Here is a 16,589-nt window from a genome sequence, read left to right as displayed (position 1 = left end):
CTCGTCCGGCCGTTCCTCCCCCGGCCGCGGAGTCGTCGGAGCGCCCGCCACGACGAGGGCCGTCACCGTCGGTCACCGGCCGTTCTCCGACCGCGACTCCACGCCGTCGGGCAGGGGTCCGGCACCGGGGCGGCGGAGAAGGACGGTCGCGGTGACCGTCGGCGGAGTACGCGGGGCTTCGGGGTCCATGGGTGACTTTCCGGGAGCGAATAACGCGGTATGTCCATTATTCTCAGCGTTTCGTGGTGATACCAGTGACGCTGCGTCATACGTTCACCCAGGAAACGTCATGGCGAGGTCATGGCGAGATCGCGCCGCCCGCGGGGCGCGACGGCTGCCGGGCGCGACGGCTGCTGAGATCGACGGCGTCCTCCACACCGGTCATCCACGTCGAACACATCGCGGCGGTGGTCACGTTCACCGTCGGGGCGTTCGGGCTCCCGGATCCTCCGCTGGGAACCACGCCGATGACGACCCCCGGCTGATCATGCAGAATGCACAGATGGACAGCGCTGACATCTCGCCGCGGGCTCATACGGACGACGCCGACGGCACGACGCCGCGCCTCGCCGCCGCCGGTGTCACTGCCGGTGTCACCGCCGGGGCGGGTTCCCCCGGCGAGCCGACCTCGCCCGGGACCGCGCTCGCCCGGCGCGCTCCGGCCGGGGGCGCGGCGCCCCTGGACGACGCGGTCGTCCTGGACGGGGTGACGTTCGCCGGCGATCGGAACTCGGCCGACGAGTACGTGACCGAGGAGGCGGCGCGGCTGATCGCGGCGGCTCCCGCGGCCAACACCACCCGCGCCTACGCCCGCGTCTGGGCCGGCTACCTGTCCTGGTGCACCGCCACCGGCCGCACCCCGCTGCCGGCCACCGCCGCGACCCTCGCCAGCTTCGTCGCCGAGCTGGCCGGTCGCGGCCTGGCCCCGGCCAGCATCGACCAGGCACTGGCCTGCGTGTCGTCCGCGCACGGCAAGGCGGGCCTGGCCAAGCCGCACACCAGCGCCGCCCGCGACGCGTTGCGCGCCTACCGCCGCGACTGGAGCACCAAACCCGGCAACGCGGTGCGCAAGGCCCCGCCGATCACCGTCGACATCCTGCGCGCCCTCGTCGAGCACACCCCCGACGACACCCCCACCGGCATCCGGGACCGGGCCGCGCTGGTGCTCGGCTTCGCGCTGATGGGCCGGCGCAGCGAGCTCGCCGCCCTCGACTGCGAGCACCTCGCCTTCCCGCGCCAGGGGCTGGAGGTGTTCATCCCCGTCAGCAAGACCGACCAGGACGCCGCCGGGCAGACCGTCGCGGTCCCCTACGGCTCGCACCTGGACACCTGCCCGGTCCGCTCGGTGCAGGCCTGGCTGGCCGTGCTGCGCGAGCACGGCGTCACCACCGGGGCGCTGCTGCGGCCCGTCGACCGCTTCGGCCGCATCGGCGGCACCCCCGGCTGGGCCGGCCGCGGCGGCCTGCGCCTTTCGGGCGTCACGCTGAACACCATCGTCAAGGACGCCGCCCTGCGCGCCGGCCTGGCCGACGCCGGACGCTACAGCGCCCACGGCCTGCGCGCCGGCGGCGCCACCACCCTGGCCGACGCGAACGTGCCCACCGGCAAGATCGCCGAGCAGGGCCGCTGGAAGCCCACCTCCCCCACCGTGCACGGCTACGTCCGCGCCGTCGACCGCTGGAAGGACAACCCCATGGGCAGGGCGGGCCTCTAGCCGGCCGTACCGCCAGAACCTCTCGGCCCGGTCCTGATTGAGGCGCTGACCCGCAAGGACTACGCCTGTGTGGTGATCGGGGGCGGCATCCGCGCACACGAGCCGTTGCTCGAATTCTTCGAGAAGGTGGTCAACCTGGTCCGGCGGCACGCGCCCGGCGCCGCCATCGCCTTCGACAGCAGCCCCGAGGACTGCGCCGACGCCGCTGTGCGGTGGCTGCGCCGGAGCGTGTAGCGGCTCGTGATCGAGAGACGGCCTGGGTGAAGTCTTTCGAGGCGCATTGGTGGAGGCCTGCGAGGTGGCTTTCCGGGGTCTCGTCAAGGCCTATCGGGCCGCCAGCCGGTCCAGGTGGTAACGCAGGCTCGCCATGGCCTGGTCGGGGTCGCGCACGCCGAGCAGGATGTCGAAGGCCAGGCCCTCGATCATGGCGAGCAGTGCGATCGACTCACGTTCGGCGTCCAGCTCGGGCCGCAGCTCTCCGGCCCGCTGGGACCGGCCGATCAGCTCGGCGACCCGGTCGTGCAGCCAGAGGTATCCCTCTTTCAGGGGTTCGGCCAGGTGGGGGGCGTCCACGGCGCGGGCGGCGAACGCCTGGACGACGCGGCGCTCGGCCCGGCGGCGGGCGTCCAGCGGCAGCATCTCGGCGACCATCACCTGCAGGACGGATCGATCGGAGACGGTGGCGCCGAGGTCTCCGATTCCGGCCACGATCCGCGCGGTGACCTGCTCGCCCGTGTAGCCGATCACGTGCCGGAGCAGCTCTTCCTTGCTGCGGAAGTAGTGCTGCACGGCTCCGAGCGAGATGCCCGCCTCGACGGCGATGTCGCGCAGCGTGGCGCGGTCCAGCCCGTGGCGGCCCGCGATGCGCAGCACGGCCTCGGCGATGTGCCGGCGCCGCTCGTCGTGATCGACCTTCTTCGGCATGCTCTCCTCTTTTCCATACGCGCGTATTATAATACAGCGGTATGGCAACCGTTGCGTTCTTCGCCCCCGCCGCCTCCGGACACGTCAACCCCACGCTGGCCCTCGCCGCCGAGCTCGTGCGACGCGGCCACAGGGTCACCTACGCCACCACGACGGCGTACGCCGAGCGCGTCGCCGAGACCGGCGCCGAGATCGTCCCGGTCACCTCCAGCTGGGAGGGACGCGACGACATCAAGACGCCGCAGATGCACGGCAAGGAGTTCGCCCGCGCCATGGGCCTGCTGCTCGAAGAGACCAGGGCGATGCTCTCGCAGCTGGGCGAGAGCCCGTCCCCCGACCTCGTGGTTCACGACGGGCCGATGTGCTGGTGGGGCCGGGTCCTGGCCGGGCGGTGGCGGGTGCCCTCGGTGGAGACCTGGCCCAACCTGGTGAGCAACGCCCACTGGTCGATGGCCACCAAGTACACGACGTTCAACCCGCTGAGCCCGCGCTTCCTGCTCATGGCCGCCCGGCTGGGCCGCTTCCTGCGGGCGGAGGGGATCCGCGACATGCAGGCGTTCATGCGGGGCGATGAGGCCACGCTCAGGCTGGTGACGCTGCCGCGCGCCTTCCAGTACGCCGGCGAGACCTTCACCGACCGGTACGCCTTCGTCGGCCCGGGCATCTCCGAGCGCGCCTACCAGGGCGGCTGGGAACCCTCCGGTGATCTTCCGGTGGCGCTGGTCTCGCTGGGCACCGCCTACAACGACCGGCCCGACTTCTACCGCACCGTGCTGCGCGCGGCGGCGGACCGGCCCTGGCAGGTCGTGCTGGCCGTGGGCGAGATCGACCAGGAGGCGCTGGGGCCGGTGCCGCCCAACGTGGAGGTGCACCGGCACGTGCCGCAGCTGGCCGTGCTGCGGCACGCGCGGGTCTTCGTCACGCACGCCGGGATGGGCAGCACCATGGAGAGCCTGCACTTCCAGGTGCCCATGGTGGCGGTGCCGCAGATGGCCGAGCAGCGGGCCAACGCCGACCGCGTCGCCGAGCTGGGCCTCGGCACGGTGCTGGCGCCGGGCGAGATCACCCCCGACGCGCTGTGGGGGGCCGTGGAGGACGTGGCGGGCGACGAGCGCGTTCGCGGGCGGCTGGCGTGGATGCGACGGGAGATGACCGACGCGGGCGGGACCCCGGCGGCGGCCGACGCGGTGGAGGAGATCCTCGCCCGCCGGTGAGCCGGCCCCCGATGCGACGCGGGCCCGACGCGGGCGCTCAGCGGGAGGACCCGGCCGGCTCGTCCCAGTCGAGGTGGTGCTCGTAGATCCACCGGTTGGGGTCGCGGCCGGTGCGGGCCAGGTGCCTCATGGCGAGGGTCATGACGAGGTCGCGCGGGATGCGGGCGAGGGGGCCGAGCGTCTTCCAGGTGTCGGTGCGCCTGCCCTGCGCCACGACGCGTTCGACCCGCTCGCGGCGCAGCCGCTCGTACGCGGCGAAGGCGGAGGCGACGTCCGGGCTGTCGCGCAGGCATTTGGCCAGCACCACGGCGTCCTCGACGGCCATGGCCGCGCCCTGGCCGGCCGACGGGACGGTGGCGTGCGCCGCGTCGCCGATGATGATCATGCGGTCGCGGTGCCATCTCGGCACGGAGGGGACGTCGTAGGTGATCCAGCCGCTGGAGAGCCGATCCGTCGCCTCGATGAGGGCCACGGCCGGGCCGCGGTCACGCCGGAACACCTCGACGAGCTCGGCCCGCCACCGGCGCTCGCCGATCGACGCCACGTCGGCGGGGGTGGGCTCGGTGGCCCGCATCAGGTTCGCCGCCCACCACACCTCACCGTCCGGGTGCGCGGCGCAGGCGAAGAACGCGCGCCTGCCGAAGATCGCGTTCATCGTGCCCGGCCGGCCGCCGACCGGGACGCCCCGCGCGTAGCCGCCCACGTTGACCAGCCCGCCGTAGCGCGCGGCGGGCGCATCCGGGTCGATGATCTCGCGTACGCGCGAGCGCAGCCCGTCGGCGCCGATCAGCAGGTCCCCCTCGGCGGTGCCGCCGTCGGCGAACGTCACCAGAACGCCCTCACCGGTGGCGCGGGCGTGGGCCAGCCGCCTGCCGTACTCGATGCGCACCCCGCGCCGGGCGACCTGTTCACGGAGCGCGCGGTAGAGCTCGGCCCGCTTGACGGTGCGGCCGACCGTGCCGTCCGGCAGGACAGGCCCGTGCGGCAGCTCGCCGATCCGCCTGCCGGAGCCGCTGGTGAGCGTGATGTGCGACGTTTCGAAGCCGAGCCGGCCGACGTCGAGGTCGAGCGCGCGCAGGGCGTCCAGGGCGTTCACCGCCAGCGTGAGGAAAGCGCCCGCGTTGTCGGCCGGGCGGTCGTAGGCCTCGTAGACCACCGCCTCGATCCCGGCCCTGTGCAGGGCGAGCGCGCTCGACATCCCCGAGATGCCACCGCCGGCGACTATCGCTGTATATGCCATATACCGAGTCTATGGCATATACTCACGATGACCGCAAGCCACCGATCGAACGCCGGGGGAAGACGATGAACGGCGAGCTGCCGCCCGGGCTCCGGGCCCTGTGGGACCGGCTGGACAGGCCGGAGCCGGAACCTCGGCCCAGACCGGGCCTGAGCCCCTCCCGCATCGTCCGGGCGGCGGTGGAGGCGGCCGACGCCGAAGGTCTCGACGCCGTGTCGATGGCCAAGATCGCCGAACGCCTCGGCTTCACCCCGATGTCGTTGTACCGCCACGTCAAGGACAAGAACGAGCTGCTCCTGATGATGCTGGACGCGGTCGCGACGGTGCCGGCCGAGCTCGACGAGCCCCACGACGGCTGGCGGAGCGCCCTGGAGCGCTGGTGCCGGGCCCAGTGGGAGATGCTGCGAGCCCACGCCTGGATCGTGCACCTGCCCATCACCGGGCCGCCGATCACCCCCAACCAGCTCGCGTGGACCGACCGCGCCCTCGCCGCGCTGCACGGCACCGGGCTCACCGAGGCCGACAAGGCGGGCGTCGTGCTGCTGGTCGCCAACTACATGCACGCCACCGCGCGCCTCACCGCCGACCTGGGCGGGGCAGCCCTGCAGGAGCCCGTCGCCGCCCACAACGCGCTGCTCGGCGACCTGGTGGACGCGCGGCGCTTCCCGGCCCTGCGCGCGGCGATCGACGCGGGCGCCTACGACTACCCGCGGGACACCCCTCGGGAGGAGCGGCGACTGGACTACGCGTTCGGCCTGGCCCGGATCCTGGACGGCGTCGAAGCCCTGATCCGCACCCGCGCCCCGGCCCCCTGAGGCCCGCACGGCGTGGCGGACCTCAGGGCCGGCGCTACGCGCGCCCTCCCTCACCGGCGCGGGCGCTGTCGCGAAGCTGTGCCACCGCGCGGGCGACGAGGTCGCCGCGGCGCCGGTCCCGGCGGGCGTGGACGACAATGCGCCGCAGGAGGGCGGGGCGGACCACCGGCCTGGCGACGACTGCGCCGGGCAGCTCCGCGACGGCCAGGCGCGGCAGGACCGTGACGCCGACCCCCGCCTCCACCAGCCGCAGCGCCGCCCGGTGGTCGTCCAGGCGGGCGGCGTAGCGCGGCGTGAACCCGGCGGCCCCGCAGGCCGTCAGGATGATCTGCCCGATCGGGCTGTCGTAGATGTCGTGATCGATCCAGGGCTCGCCCGCGAGCTCCCGGAGGGCGAGCTCGCGGGCACCGGCGAGAGGGTGGTCACCGGGAAGCACGGCGACGAGCTCCTCGACGAGCAGCTCATGACGCTGGTAGCCGTCCAGATGCACCTCGGCCCCGCCTGCGGGCTCGGTCCGGATGTCGAGATCCGGCCGCCGGCGACCGCGCCCGTCGACGGGCTCGTTGAGGCTCACCTCGACCGTGAGATTCGGCTGGTGCCGGCGAACGGTCCGCACGACCTCCGGGATCCACCGCTCGGCCGCGGAGGCGAAACAGGCGATCGCCAGATACTGCGCCTGACCGCCCCGGAGGTCGGCGACGACGCGTTCGAGACGCCCGAAGTCGGCCAGCAGCGACTGGGCCTGGTCCGCCAGGTGCCGTGCGGCGTCGGTGGGACTGATGCCGCGCCCCTGCTTCTCGAAAAGGACCAGCCCGGTCTCCTTGGCCAGGGTGGCCATGTGCTGGCTGATCGTCGCGGGAGAGTAGCTGAGGTTCCGCGCCGCTTTGTTGATCGAGCCGGCTGCCAGGACCGCGCGCAGGATCGCGAGACGTTGCGGGTTGAGCATGGCACCAAAAGTAAGGCAACACCGAATGATGAGGCACATTTGTTTGCTTGTTACGAGAGGTGCCGCCCACCGAAGATGACATCGAGCACGACATCTCACGTCGTCTCGGGCACGGCGAGAGAGGTTGGCGATGGACACGACATTCTGGGACGAGGCAGACCGTCTCCTGATCCGCTACGGGGCCGGCTTCACCCCGCGCGTCATCGAACGCGCCTCCGGCGCCTACGTCTACGATCGCCAGGGCACGCCGATCCTCGACTTCACCTCGGGACAGATGAGTGCCATCCTCGGCCACGCGCACCCCGACATCGTGGCGACGGTCTCCTCGGCGGTCGCCTCCCTGGACCACCTCTTCAGCGGCATGCTCAGCACCCCCGTCCTGGAACTCGCCCGCAGGCTCACCGCGACCCTGCCCCCGGCGCTCGGCAAGATGCTGCTGCTCACCACCGGAGCCGAGGCGAACGAGGCCGCGATCAAGATGGCCAAGCTCTCCACCGGCCGCTTCGAGATCGTCTCCTTCGACCGCTCCTGGCACGGCATGACCCAGGGAGCCGCCGCCGCGACCTTCTCCGCCGGGCGGCGTGGCTACGGTCCCCAGACACCGGGAAACCTCGCGCTGCCCTCGCCGAACGCCTACCGCTCGCCGTTCCGCTCCTCCGACGGGTCACACGACTGGGAGGCCGAGCTCGCCTACGGCTTCGCCCTGGTCGACCAGCAGTCCGCCGGAAGCCTCGCCGCCTGCCTCGTCGAGCCCATCCTGTCCTCGGGCGGGATCATCGACCTGCCCCCCGGGTATCTGCGCCGCCTCAGAGAGATGTGCGACGAACGCGGCATGCTGCTCATCCTGGACGAGGCCCAGACCGGTCTCGGCCGCACCGGATCGATGTACGCGTTCGAACGCGACGGGGTCGCCCCCGACATCCTGACCCTGTCGAAGACCCTGGGGGCCGGGCTGCCCGTGGCGGCCGTCGTCACGACCGCCGAGATCGAGCGAACCTGTCACGACCGGGGCTTCCTCTTCTACACCACCCACGTCTCCGACCCCCTGGCGGCCTCCGTCGCGCTGACGGTCCTCGACGTCATCGCCCGCGAGAACCTCACCGAGCGTGCCGCGAGGCTGGGCGGCCAGCTCACCGACCGGCTGCTCGCGCTCCGCGACACCTACGAGGTCGTCGGCGACGTCCGCGGCCGCGGCCTGCTGCAGGGCGTCGAACTCGTCAAGGACAAGAAGAGCAGGACACCCGCCGACGAGCTGGGCAAGGCGATCACCTCGGCCTGTCTCGAACGGGGCCTGCACATGAACATCGTCCAGCTCCCCGGGATGGGCGGCATCTTCCGCGTGGCCCCGCCCCTCACGATCGGGGAGGACGAGCTGCACGCCGGCCTGGACATCCTCGAGGCGTCTCTGAAGGTCGTGCTCGACGCCGGCGCGGGGTGACGCGGAGCCCTCGGCCGGCGAGCGGCCGGTCCCGCCGAGGAGGGCACGACCGTGCTCGACGACCTCGGGCACTCCCGCCGGGACGCGAACGCGTCCGCTAGCCCCTGGAGAGGGGCAGCCGGACGGCCGGCGGGAGCGGCGCCGAGACGGGGTTCGCCTGGAACGACTGGATCATCAGGGCCGCGAAACGGTGTGACGCCGCCACCCTCATCTCGGGTGAGTCGGCGCGGATGCCCTCGTTGGCCATCAGCGCCAGGCTGATGTCCTCCAGCACGAAGTCCCCGCGCAGGGAGCCCGCCTCCTTCGCGCGCCGCACCAGCTCGAACAGCATGCGCAGCGTGCGGTCGCGGTCGGCGGCGAAGTCGGCCGCCTGCGGAAGGCGCGAGGTGAACGCGCGGGCGAAGCCCCGGTCGAGGGCGTGCACCTCCATGAGCCTCTCGATCACGAGACGGAAACCGCTCCACGGGTCGCTCGCCGCCAGCCCCTCCCGCACGATCACCGAGCAGGAGGCCATCTGCTCGGCGAAGGCCTCGGCCAGCAGCGCCTCCTTGGTCGGGAAGCGCCTGTAGACGGTCGCGACACCGACCTCGGCGCGCCGGGCGATCTCCCGGATCGGCACCTCCAGGCCCTCGGTGGCGAAGGCCGCGCGAGCCGCGGCGAGGATGCGTTCGCGGTTGTCGCGGGCGTCGGAGCGGAGCCTCGTTACCACTTGGGCCGTCACCGCTCTCACTTTAGCCAAACGGACGGGGTGCTCCGTTACGGTCGGCGCATGAGAGCAGTCCAGTTCACCGAGTACGGCCCGCCCGGCGTCGTGCACCTCGCCGAGGTGGAGGCGCCGCACGCCGGACCGGGCAGGATCCGCGTCGCCGTACGGGCCTCCGGGATCTCGCCCGGGGAGGTACGCATCCGCTCCGGGGAGATGCGTGACGTGGTGCCCCTGACGTTCCCGTACCGGACCGGGTTCGACGCCGCGGGCGTGGTTGACGAGGTCGGCGACGGCGTCACGGGCGTGGAGGTCGGCGACGAGGTGTTCGGCATGACCACCACGGCCGCGCGCGGTGCCAACGCCGACTTCGCGGTCCTGGCCGCCTGGGCGCCCAAACCGGCCGCGTGGAGCTGGGAGGAGGCGGGCGGCGCCGCGGGCGGCGTCGAGACGGCCACCCGGGTCCTGGACCGGCTCGCGGTCGGCACCGGGCACACCGTGCTCGTGCAGGGCGCGGCCGGCGGGGTGGGCACCGTCGCCGTCCAGCTCGCGGCCGCCCGCGGCGCCACCGTCATCGGCACGGCCGGTGAGCACAACCACGACTTCCTGCGTTCCCTCGGCGCGCGGCCGACGACGTACGGGCCGGGGCTCGCCGAACGGGTCCGCACGCTGGCACCGGCCGGGGTGGACGCGGTGTTCGACTGCGCCGGAGGGGCGCTGCCGGACCTCGTCGCCATCGCCGGCGACGCGGCGCGCGTGGTGACGATCGCCGACCTCGGCGCGGCGGCCCACGGCGTGCACATGTCGCACGGGGCGCCGGCCGACGCCACGGGCGAGGCCGTGGGAGCCTCCGCCGACCCGCTGGCGCTGCACGGTCTCGCGATCGCGGTCACGCTCGCCGGCGAGGGCCGGCTGCGGGTGCCGGTCGCGGCGGCGTTCCCGCTCGCCGAGGCCGCGGCCGCGCACGAGCTGAGCGAGAGCCGCCACGCCCGCGGCAAGATCGTGCTGGTGGGCTGAGCGGACGCCCGTGGCCCGTCACCGCGACCGGCCACGGGCGAGGCCCCGTCAGTCCCTGTCAGGCCCTGTCAGGCACTGGCCCGCATGTGCTTTCGCGCCCACTCCTCGAAGGTGGTGAGCGAGAGGCCGAGGGCCCTCGCGTACTCCGGGCGGGCCGGCTGGCCGGCCACGTTCATCCACTCGTGCGAGGCGCCCATCGCCGGCATTCCGGCGGCGACGGCCTCCTCCTCGGTCATGTCCGGGGCGGTCAGGGGGGTGCCCAGCACCCGGGAGAGGACCTCGGCGATCTCCGCCATCGACAGATATTCGCTCGCCAGCTCCAGCTCGACCCCGTCGAACCGCTCCGGCGCGAGGACGGCCGCGGCGGCCGCCTCGCCGATGTCCTCCGTCGCGACGAGGGACAGCCGCGTCTCGGGCTTCAGGACGCTCACCAGGCCGCCCTCGACGCCGCGCGGGAACAGGAACGCCATGGACGGCAGGAAGTTCGCCATGAAGAAGCCCGGCTTGAGGAGCGTCCAGTGGGGGAAGCCGGCCTCGCGGAGCCGGTCCTGGATCGCGCTCTTGGCGCCCATCGTGCGCTCCAGCGAGGCCCAGCGGCCCTCGGCCCAGCCGGGGGTCTCGGTGTGCCCGCCGGCGCCGGTGACGGAGGTGTGCACGAACTGCGGCACCCCGGCGGCCTTCGCGCCCTCGATGAGGTTGACCCCCTGGGCCACCTCCCCGTCGTAGTCGAAGCCCTCCGCGGTGATGGCGGGCATCTGCACGGAGAAGACGGCGCGGGCGCCCTTGGCGGCCCGGACCACCGAGTCGCGGTCGAGGAGATCGCCGGTGACGATCTCGGCACCGAGCGCCTCGACGGCCCTGGCCCGGTCGGTGGCCGGGTCGCGCACCAGGGCGCGGACGGGGACGCCCGCCGCGAGCAGGGCGCGGGCGGTCGCCCCGCCCTGCCTGCCGGTGGCGCCGGTGACCAGAACGGGTGCGGAATCTGCGGACATGGTGCTCCTCGGGTACTGACCCAATAAACGGCGGGGCCCGCCGTTTTCTCTGCGGTACGATACGGCGGGGCCCGCCACTTAGCAAACACGGAGATGACGCCATGCCCGAACGCCGGCGCGCGGACGCCAGGCGCAACCACGCGCGGATCCTCGCCGTGGCCGAGAAGGAGGTCGCCGCCCACGGCGGCGCGGCCTCCCTGGAACAGATCGCCCGCACCGCGGGAGTCGGCTCGGCGACCGTACGCCGGCACTTCCCCGGCCGCCGCGCGCTGCTGGAGGCGGTCTCCCACAAAAGGATCGAGGCCCTGTGCGTCCGCGCCCGGGACCTGGCCGGCGAACGCGACAGCCGCGGCGCGCTCCTGGAGTGGCTGGGCGAAGTCGTCGCCTACTCCGTCTCCGCCCGCGGGCTGGCGGCCGCGCTGGTCCACGAGGGTGCCGGGCCCGGCTCGGTGTACGAGAACAGCTGCTCGGCGATGATGGAGGAGGCGGGAGACCCCCTGCTGCGCCGCGCCGCGCGGGACGGCGTGGTGGCGGCGGGCGTCACCGTCACCGACCTGATCACGCTGGTCGTCGGCATCGTCCTCGCCACGGAGCACCACCCGGATCCGGCCGTCGCGGCGGACCGGCTGTTCCGGCTGGCCGTGGCGGGACTGAGCCCTCAGAGCTGACGTTCATGGCGCTCACCGTGCGGCGGTGGCGGCACGCGCGCTGGCCCGCCGAGGCCAGGGGTCACCCGTACCCGTTCCCGTACGCGGCCACGGGCCGGTCGCGAGGCGTCAGTCGGTGTCGTGGGAGATCAGCAGGCCGAGCACGTTCCCGCCGGGGCTGAGCGCGCCGATCGCGATCTCCCGGTCCACCCAGTACGGCTCCCGACGGGTGAGCCCGAACGCCAGCCACGTCCATCGGGCGGCGAGCTCGTTGACCCGGTGCACGGGCGCGTCGGCGGGGGCGCGCACCAGGCCCGCGATCGACCGCCACACCTTCACCCGGCCGTACGCACCGCGCGATCCCGTCCGGAAGACGGCGTCGCAGTAGGCCGCGGTGAGCAGCTCGCCCACCACGTCGCCCAGGCTTTCCCGCCGGCCCTCCAGCACGCCCACGGTCTTGAGGGCATCCGGCAGGAACGCGTTCACCCGTGACGACGTCACCTCCGGGGGATCGAGACGCCGGGGAAGCTCGACGATCGCCGCCAGCGGGGGGCTGCTCCAGTGCCGCACGGCGGAGCCGATGAGCAGCTCGTCCCGCCTCGTGCTCACGACCCTGGACTCGCCCACCGGCGCCTTCACCGGCCAGGCGTCCCGCGGCCGGGCTCCTTCCGGCTCGCCCTCCCGGCCCCGGGAAGGCCGGGCTTCCGGGACGTGCGACTCGCCCCGGTCCCGCCACGGGAAGCCGGAGGGGCGTACGAGGCGTTCTCCCCTGGAGCGCTTGAGGGGCAGTCCCGCGAGGGGGTGGCCCAGCTCCCGCAGGGCGGCCGCGCAGCGCACCGCCGCGGGCACCCGGGTCAGGTCGACGCCGCGCACCACCAGCTCCTGCGCCAGGCAGGCGACCAGCTCCGCCCACATGCCGGGCTCGGCCGGAGGGCGTTCCAGCAGCGGCAGCAACCGGTGGACCGGCCGCTTCTCGGCCAGCAGGGCGGCCAGGTCGCGGACCTGCCGGAGCCCGCGATCGCCGGTGTGGCGGTCGCGCACCAGGCCCGCCAGCGACTCCGCGTCGACCGGGACGCGCGACAGGGCCGGATCGTGCGGCTCCCCGCCTCCGACGCGGCTCACGAAAGCGTCCCCGACGACGGCCCACCGGCGGCCGAGGCACCGGGGACACCGGGAACGCCGGGAACGCCGGGAACACAGCTCGCGGGCACGGTGGTCGTTCCTTCTCTTCTCCGCACACCCTGAGGAGTAGCCGGGCGGGCTTGCGCACCGGTTGTGAGCCACTGGTGGATCTCGCCGTACGCCGTCGTCACGGTGGGAGTGCCCCGGGGGCGGTGTGGCTCAGGGAGGTGAGGGGCACACCCAGCCGGGGTGGCGAAGGCCCGCGTCCCTGGCCTGGGTCGCCGTGGTGATGAGGCGCTCAAGCCGGTCGCGGGCGTTCACCAGGCCGCCGATCCGCTCGTCGATGCGGTCCCGCTCGGCCGAGAGCCGGTCGAGCAGCGCGGAGGTCACCTCGCCGGTCTCGACGGACGGCAGCAGTTCCACGATCGTCCTGCTCGGCAGCCCCGCGGCGTACAGCCGCTGGATCAGCTGGACGCGGTCGACCGCCTCGCGCGGGTAGTGCCGCTGCCCGCCGGGGTCGCGCACCGGGGCGAGCAGCTCGTGTTCCTCGTAGTAGCGCAGGGCCCGCACGCTCACGCCCGCCCTGGCGGCCAGTTCGCCGATACGCATGGGCATCTCCCTGTGGCCTCGGTCATAATGCTTGCCTCTGACGTCAACGTCAGGTTTTAGCGTAGCCCTCGACCGACCTGGACAAGAACGACTCAGGCCCATCAGGAGGCAACCATGCAGATCGCCGATTCCGTCGCGCTCGTAACCGGCGCCAACCGTGGCCTCGGCCTGCACTTCGCGCGGCAGCTGCTGCGGCGGGGTGCGGCGAAGGTCTACGCGACCGCGCGTACGCCCGAGCTCGTCGACATTCCCGGCGTCGAGGTGCTCCGGCTCGACATCACCGACCCGGCGGCGGTCGCCGCCGCGGCCGCCGCGGCGGGCGACGTCACCCTGTTGATCAACAACGCCGGCGTCGCCACCTTCCAGCCCCTGGTCACCGGGGACCTGGAGAAGATCCGGCTGGAGATGGAGACGCACTTCTTCGGCACGCTCAACATGGTCCGGGCGTTCGCCCCCGTGCTGGCCCGCAACGGCGGCGGGGCGATCCTGAATGTCATGTCGCTGTTGTCGTGGATGTCCCACGAGGGGGCCAGCGCCTACAGCGCGGCGAAGGCGGCCGAGTGGGGCCTGACCAACGGCATCCGCCTGGAACTCGCACGTCAGGGGACCACGGTCACGGGCCTGCACGTGGGCAGCACCGACACCGACATGCTGGCGGCCTACGACGTGGAGAAGAACGACCCCGCCGACGTCGTGCGCACCGCGCTGGACGGGCTGGAGGCCGGCGAGATCGAGATCCTCGCCGACGAGGACACCGTCCAGGTCAAGGCGGCCCTGTCGGCGGATCCGAGCGTGCTGTACCCGCGGATCGCCTCGAGGGCCGATGCCGGCGGGAGTCGCTGATCGGGGGGTGTGCGGCAGGGCCGCCGGCCGGCCCGCGGTCGCCCGGGGCGGTCACCGGGAGCGCGGCGGCCCCGGGTTCCGCCGGTGTCCCGCCGGTGCCCCGCCGGTGTCCTTAACGTCCCGCGGTCTCCTCGGCGTCCCGCCGGTGTCGGCGGTGTCCTGCCGGTGTCGGCGGCGGCTCTCGGGGGGACGAGGACACGTCCCGGGCCACCCACGCCGGCAGCTTCCCGAGGCCCCTCGCGGGGAACGGGCCCTCAGACGAAATCGTCCCCGGTCATGCCGGCCGGATGGCCGGGCGGCCACTGCACGAGCTCGATCCGGTAGCCGTCGGGATCGGTCAGCCATGACGTCCGCATCCCCTCCCCCAGGTCCGCCGGAGGCTCGGCCGTGACGCCCCTGGCCGCGAGATCGGCGATCGTGACGTCGAGATCGTCCACCTGGACGACGAGATGGTTGACGGCGCCGATGTCCCTGACCGGTCTCGCGGGGTCGTGCACGAGCTCGAGGCTGATGAACGGGTCGCCGGGCAGCTGGAGCATGGTCAGGCTGCCGAACTCCGTCTCGGGGACACCGCCGCGCTCGGCGTACCCGAGGGCGGTGTAGAAGGCGAGCGAGCGTTCCAGGTCGGTGACCCTCAACCCGAGGTGCAGCATGCGCATGCCCGGCAGGGTATTGCCGCCCGGACGAAGGCGCCACTCCCCCGCCGGGGCCCTGACGGCGGGGCGAGCACGCCGCCCGCCGCGAGCGGCCGGGGCGCTGTCGCCGCACCGGCCGGAGCGGACCCGGCCGGCGTCGGCGGCTCCTTCTCGTGAGATCTCCGGGCCGTCCTACTCCGCTCTCCGCTCGGGTTCGCGCGATGAGACCCAAAGTAGCTCTCTGTGATGTCGGCGAATCAGGACGTAATTATCACAGGAGGGCGGTACCGGGCCGTAGCGGCAGTGAAGCGGATCAGCGTGTGCTCTCGAACCTTCACTGCGATCGGGGGGACAAGGAGCTCTGCCGGTGCGAAGAGAGTGGGAGCCGAAGGACCTCATCGAGTGCTGGACGCCGGATGCGGCGGAGACCGTTCTGCCGGCGAACAAGAGTGGCGCGACCCGGCTCGGGTTCGCGCTGTTGCTGAAGTTCTTCGAGTTGGAGAGGCGCCTCCCCGGCGGGAGGACGCGCCGAAGGCGGCCGTGAACCGGTCGCCCGCCACTACGATCGGATGATCAAGCATGCGACCGCGCTGCGGTTGCGCACCGCCGAGTCGCACCAGATGCCGCGCCGCTTCACCCGCGGCGGCCCCAAGCCCCCCTCCTACCAGGCGATCGAAGAGCTCGGCCGCGCCGTCGGAACGATCTTCCTCTGCGAGGATCTCGCGGATTATGTCGGCCAGCGCTCGGGGTGAGGGGGCAGATTGGTCGCTCCCGCGGTGAGCGGGCCTGTTGTCTACGGGCAGTGTGAGCGTCCGGGGTGAGGCGATGCTCATGCCTGGAATGCGGTGCCCGGTGCGAGGGGTTATAGGTTGGGCGGGGTGACCAGCATGTACACGACAGAGTTCGGCGAGTTTCTCAAGGCGCATCGGGCGCGGATCGAGCCTGGGGAGGTCGGGTTTCCGTCGGGTGCCAAGCGGCGGGTAGCGGGGTTGCGCCGGGAGGAGGTCGCGGTGCTGGCGGGGGTCAGCAGCGACTACTACGCCCGGCTGGAGCAGGGGCGGGAGCGCAATCCGTCGGCTCCGGTGCTGGAGGCGATCAGCCGCGCGATACGCCTGGATCACGATTCGCGCGAGCATCTGTACCGGCTGGCCGGCCTGAATCCGGGCCTGGCCCCGGACGCGGACCGGACCCGGGTGCATCCCGCGCTGGCCTGGCTCCTGGACTCGTTTCCGGCGTCGGCGGCCTACGTCCTCGGGCCCGCCTTTGACGTGCTGGCCACCAACGCGGTCGCGGCCGCGTTGCTATCGCCCTTCGGCGGCGAGCCGAACATGGTGCGGGTCCTGTTCACCCACCCCCAGGCCCAGGTGGTGTTCGCCACCTGGGACGAGATCGTGCCCAAGACCGTGCACGCGCTGCGGCTGCACGCCGGCCAATTCCCCGATGACCCGCAGATCAAGGCCCTGGTCGAAGAACTGCTCGGCGCCTCCGAGGCGTTCCGGTCGCTCTGGCACGACCAGGTCGTGGGCGAGCTCACCCGCACGGACAAGGTCTTCGTGCATCCCGAGGCCGGGCGGGTGGAACTGACCTATCAGATCTTCGACGTCAGCGACGCGCCCGGTCAGCAGCTCCTGGTCGGCACGCCCGAGCCGGGCAGCCGCAGTGCCGAGGCCGTGGCCGGGCTCGTCGCGGCGCGAAGCCGTTCCTAGGTGTCGTACACCCCCTCTCGCGCG

The 16,589-nt window shown here is 73.0% G+C and carries 19 protein-coding genes and 1 pseudogene; 12 read left to right on the top strand and 8 right to left on the bottom strand.

Annotation, left to right across the window (positions count from 1 at the left end):
• Positions 1–254 precede the first annotated feature (254 nt).
• The 3 genes from AC5L38_RS31615 to AC5L38_RS31605 all read left to right on the top strand — a co-directional run bounded on the left by AC5L38_RS31615 (position 255) and on the right by AC5L38_RS31605 (position 1,948).
• On the top strand, positions 255–485 hold the full coding sequence (locus AC5L38_RS31615) for a hypothetical protein (protein ID WP_495246459.1): 231 nt from the start codon (positions 255–257) through the stop codon (positions 483–485).
• Positions 486–502: 17 nt separating this feature from the next.
• Positions 503–1,714 (top strand): site-specific integrase, encoded by a 1,212-nt coding sequence (locus tag AC5L38_RS31610; protein ID WP_495246458.1) that lies wholly within the window; start codon positions 503–505, stop codon positions 1,712–1,714.
• Between the two features lie 69 nt (positions 1,715–1,783).
• Positions 1,784–1,948: a hypothetical protein gene (locus AC5L38_RS31605; RefSeq protein WP_495246457.1), complete on the top strand. Its 165-nt coding sequence runs from the start codon at positions 1,784–1,786 to the stop codon at positions 1,946–1,948.
• 90 nt (positions 1,949–2,038) lie between these two features.
• Here the strand turns inward: AC5L38_RS31605 and AC5L38_RS31600 are convergent, their stop codons facing one another.
• Positions 2,039–2,638, bottom strand: a complete 600-nt coding sequence (locus AC5L38_RS31600; RefSeq protein ID WP_495246456.1) for a TetR/AcrR family transcriptional regulator — start codon at positions 2,636–2,638, stop codon at positions 2,039–2,041.
• 41 nt (positions 2,639–2,679) lie between these two features.
• On the opposite strand from AC5L38_RS31600, the gene AC5L38_RS31595 reads away from it, so the two are divergent.
• Positions 2,680–3,852 (top strand): macrolide family glycosyltransferase, encoded by a 1,173-nt coding sequence (locus AC5L38_RS31595; protein ID WP_495246455.1) that lies wholly within the window; start codon positions 2,680–2,682, stop codon positions 3,850–3,852.
• Positions 3,853–3,889: 37 nt separating this feature from the next.
• Here AC5L38_RS31595 and AC5L38_RS31590 read toward each other — a convergent pair whose 3' ends face one another.
• A complete protein-coding gene (locus AC5L38_RS31590) occupies positions 3,890–5,092 on the bottom strand; it encodes an FAD-dependent monooxygenase (protein ID WP_495246454.1) in 1,203 nt (400 codons plus the stop codon).
• An 11-nt stretch (positions 5,093–5,103) separates the two neighbouring features.
• On the opposite strand from AC5L38_RS31590, the gene AC5L38_RS31585 reads away from it, so the two are divergent.
• On the top strand, positions 5,104–5,907 hold the full coding sequence (locus tag AC5L38_RS31585; RefSeq protein WP_495246453.1) for a TetR/AcrR family transcriptional regulator: 804 nt from the start codon (positions 5,104–5,106) through the stop codon (positions 5,905–5,907).
• A 34-nt stretch (positions 5,908–5,941) separates the two neighbouring features.
• On the opposite strand, the gene AC5L38_RS31580 is transcribed toward AC5L38_RS31585, so the two are convergent.
• Complete coding sequence (locus tag AC5L38_RS31580; protein WP_495246452.1) at positions 5,942–6,853, bottom strand: LysR family transcriptional regulator; 912 nt, start codon at positions 6,851–6,853, stop codon at positions 5,942–5,944.
• Positions 6,854–6,983: 130 nt separating this feature from the next.
• Between AC5L38_RS31580 and AC5L38_RS31575 the strand changes: the two genes are divergently transcribed.
• Entirely contained in the window at positions 6,984–8,291 is a 1,308-nt protein-coding gene (locus AC5L38_RS31575; RefSeq protein ID WP_495246451.1) for an aspartate aminotransferase family protein, read from the top strand.
• 97 nt (positions 8,292–8,388) lie between these two features.
• On the opposite strand, the gene AC5L38_RS31570 is transcribed toward AC5L38_RS31575, so the two are convergent.
• A complete protein-coding gene (locus tag AC5L38_RS31570; RefSeq protein WP_495246450.1) occupies positions 8,389–9,012 on the bottom strand; it encodes a TetR/AcrR family transcriptional regulator in 624 nt (207 codons plus the stop codon).
• Positions 9,013–9,060: 48 nt separating this feature from the next.
• Here AC5L38_RS31570 and AC5L38_RS31565 point away from each other — a divergent pair, with 48 nt between their 5' ends.
• Positions 9,061–10,011 (top strand): NADP-dependent oxidoreductase, encoded by a 951-nt coding sequence (locus tag AC5L38_RS31565; RefSeq protein ID WP_495246449.1) that lies wholly within the window; start codon positions 9,061–9,063, stop codon positions 10,009–10,011.
• A 68-nt stretch (positions 10,012–10,079) separates the two neighbouring features.
• Here AC5L38_RS31565 and AC5L38_RS31560 read toward each other — a convergent pair whose 3' ends face one another.
• Positions 10,080–11,003, bottom strand: coding sequence for an NmrA/HSCARG family protein (locus tag AC5L38_RS31560; protein ID WP_495246448.1), 924 nt, complete (start codon positions 11,001–11,003; stop codon positions 10,080–10,082).
• Between the two features lie 101 nt (positions 11,004–11,104).
• Here AC5L38_RS31560 and AC5L38_RS31555 point away from each other — a divergent pair, with 101 nt between their 5' ends.
• Positions 11,105–11,671 carry a TetR/AcrR family transcriptional regulator gene (locus AC5L38_RS31555; protein WP_495246447.1) on the top strand — a complete coding sequence of 189 codons (567 nt, stop codon included), beginning with the start codon at positions 11,105–11,107 and terminating at the stop codon, positions 11,669–11,671.
• A gap of 108 nt (positions 11,672–11,779) precedes the next feature.
• On the opposite strand, the gene AC5L38_RS31550 is transcribed toward AC5L38_RS31555, so the two are convergent.
• A complete protein-coding gene (locus AC5L38_RS31550) occupies positions 11,780–12,772 on the bottom strand; it encodes a DUF6183 family protein (protein WP_495246446.1) in 993 nt (330 codons plus the stop codon).
• Between the two features lie 219 nt (positions 12,773–12,991).
• Positions 12,992–13,381, bottom strand: coding sequence for a MerR family transcriptional regulator (locus AC5L38_RS31545; RefSeq protein ID WP_495246445.1), 390 nt, complete (start codon positions 13,379–13,381; stop codon positions 12,992–12,994).
• 114 nt (positions 13,382–13,495) lie between these two features.
• Here AC5L38_RS31545 and AC5L38_RS31540 point away from each other — a divergent pair, with 114 nt between their 5' ends.
• Positions 13,496–14,224 (top strand): SDR family oxidoreductase, encoded by a 729-nt coding sequence (locus AC5L38_RS31540; RefSeq protein WP_495246444.1) that lies wholly within the window; start codon positions 13,496–13,498, stop codon positions 14,222–14,224.
• Positions 14,225–14,478: 254 nt separating this feature from the next.
• Here AC5L38_RS31540 and AC5L38_RS31535 read toward each other — a convergent pair whose 3' ends face one another.
• Positions 14,479–14,883 carry a VOC family protein gene (locus AC5L38_RS31535; RefSeq protein ID WP_495246443.1) on the bottom strand — a complete coding sequence of 135 codons (405 nt, stop codon included), beginning with the start codon at positions 14,881–14,883 and terminating at the stop codon, positions 14,479–14,481.
• 343 nt (positions 14,884–15,226) lie between these two features.
• Between AC5L38_RS31535 and AC5L38_RS31530 the strand changes: the two genes are divergently transcribed.
• From AC5L38_RS31530 to AC5L38_RS31520, 3 genes and pseudogenes are all read left to right on the top strand, one after another.
• Positions 15,227–15,403, top strand: a complete 177-nt coding sequence (locus AC5L38_RS31530) for a hypothetical protein (protein ID WP_495246442.1) — start codon at positions 15,227–15,229, stop codon at positions 15,401–15,403.
• Between the two features lie 16 nt (positions 15,404–15,419).
• A pseudogene (locus AC5L38_RS31525) lies at positions 15,420–15,611 on the top strand (Tn3 family transposase); the annotation flags it as partial.
• A 135-nt stretch (positions 15,612–15,746) separates the two neighbouring features.
• Entirely contained in the window at positions 15,747–16,565 is an 819-nt protein-coding gene (locus tag AC5L38_RS31520; RefSeq protein WP_495246441.1) for a helix-turn-helix transcriptional regulator, read from the top strand.
• The last annotated feature ends 24 nt before the right edge of the window (positions 16,566–16,589 follow it).

The sequence above is a fragment of the Streptosporangium nanhuense genome (assembly GCF_059358815.1).
The sequence above is the reverse complement of the archived record's forward strand: the minus strand, read 5'-3'. Positions and strand labels throughout refer to the sequence as shown.

Excerpts from the sequence above, each read along its gene's own strand:
- AC5L38_RS31610 (WP_495246458.1), top strand. The coding sequence starts at position 503 with ATGGACAGCGCTGACATCTCGCCGCGGGCTCATACGGACGACGCCGAC.
- AC5L38_RS31600 (WP_495246456.1), bottom strand. The coding sequence starts at position 2,638 with ATGCCGAAGAAGGTCGATCACGACGAGCGGCGCCGGCACATCGCCGAG.
- AC5L38_RS31595 (WP_495246455.1), top strand. The coding sequence starts at position 2,680 with ATGGCAACCGTTGCGTTCTTCGCCCCCGCCGCCTCCGGACACGTCAAC.
- AC5L38_RS31590 (WP_495246454.1), bottom strand. The coding sequence starts at position 5,092 with ATGGCATATACAGCGATAGTCGCCGGCGGTGGCATCTCGGGGATGTCG.
- AC5L38_RS31585 (WP_495246453.1), top strand. The coding sequence starts at position 5,104 with ATGGCATATACTCACGATGACCGCAAGCCACCGATCGAACGCCGGGGG.
- AC5L38_RS31580 (WP_495246452.1), bottom strand. The coding sequence starts at position 6,853 with ATGCTCAACCCGCAACGTCTCGCGATCCTGCGCGCGGTCCTGGCAGCC.
- AC5L38_RS31575 (WP_495246451.1), top strand. The coding sequence starts at position 6,984 with ATGGACACGACATTCTGGGACGAGGCAGACCGTCTCCTGATCCGCTAC.
- AC5L38_RS31565 (WP_495246449.1), top strand. The coding sequence starts at position 9,061 with ATGAGAGCAGTCCAGTTCACCGAGTACGGCCCGCCCGGCGTCGTGCAC.
- AC5L38_RS31560 (WP_495246448.1), bottom strand. The coding sequence starts at position 11,003 with ATGTCCGCAGATTCCGCACCCGTTCTGGTCACCGGCGCCACCGGCAGG.
- AC5L38_RS31555 (WP_495246447.1), top strand. The coding sequence starts at position 11,105 with ATGCCCGAACGCCGGCGCGCGGACGCCAGGCGCAACCACGCGCGGATC.
- AC5L38_RS31545 (WP_495246445.1), bottom strand. The coding sequence starts at position 13,381 with ATGCGTATCGGCGAACTGGCCGCCAGGGCGGGCGTGAGCGTGCGGGCC.
- AC5L38_RS31540 (WP_495246444.1), top strand. The coding sequence starts at position 13,496 with ATGCAGATCGCCGATTCCGTCGCGCTCGTAACCGGCGCCAACCGTGGC.
- AC5L38_RS31535 (WP_495246443.1), bottom strand. The coding sequence starts at position 14,883 with ATGCGCATGCTGCACCTCGGGTTGAGGGTCACCGACCTGGAACGCTCG.
- AC5L38_RS31520 (WP_495246441.1), top strand. The coding sequence starts at position 15,747 with ATGTACACGACAGAGTTCGGCGAGTTTCTCAAGGCGCATCGGGCGCGG.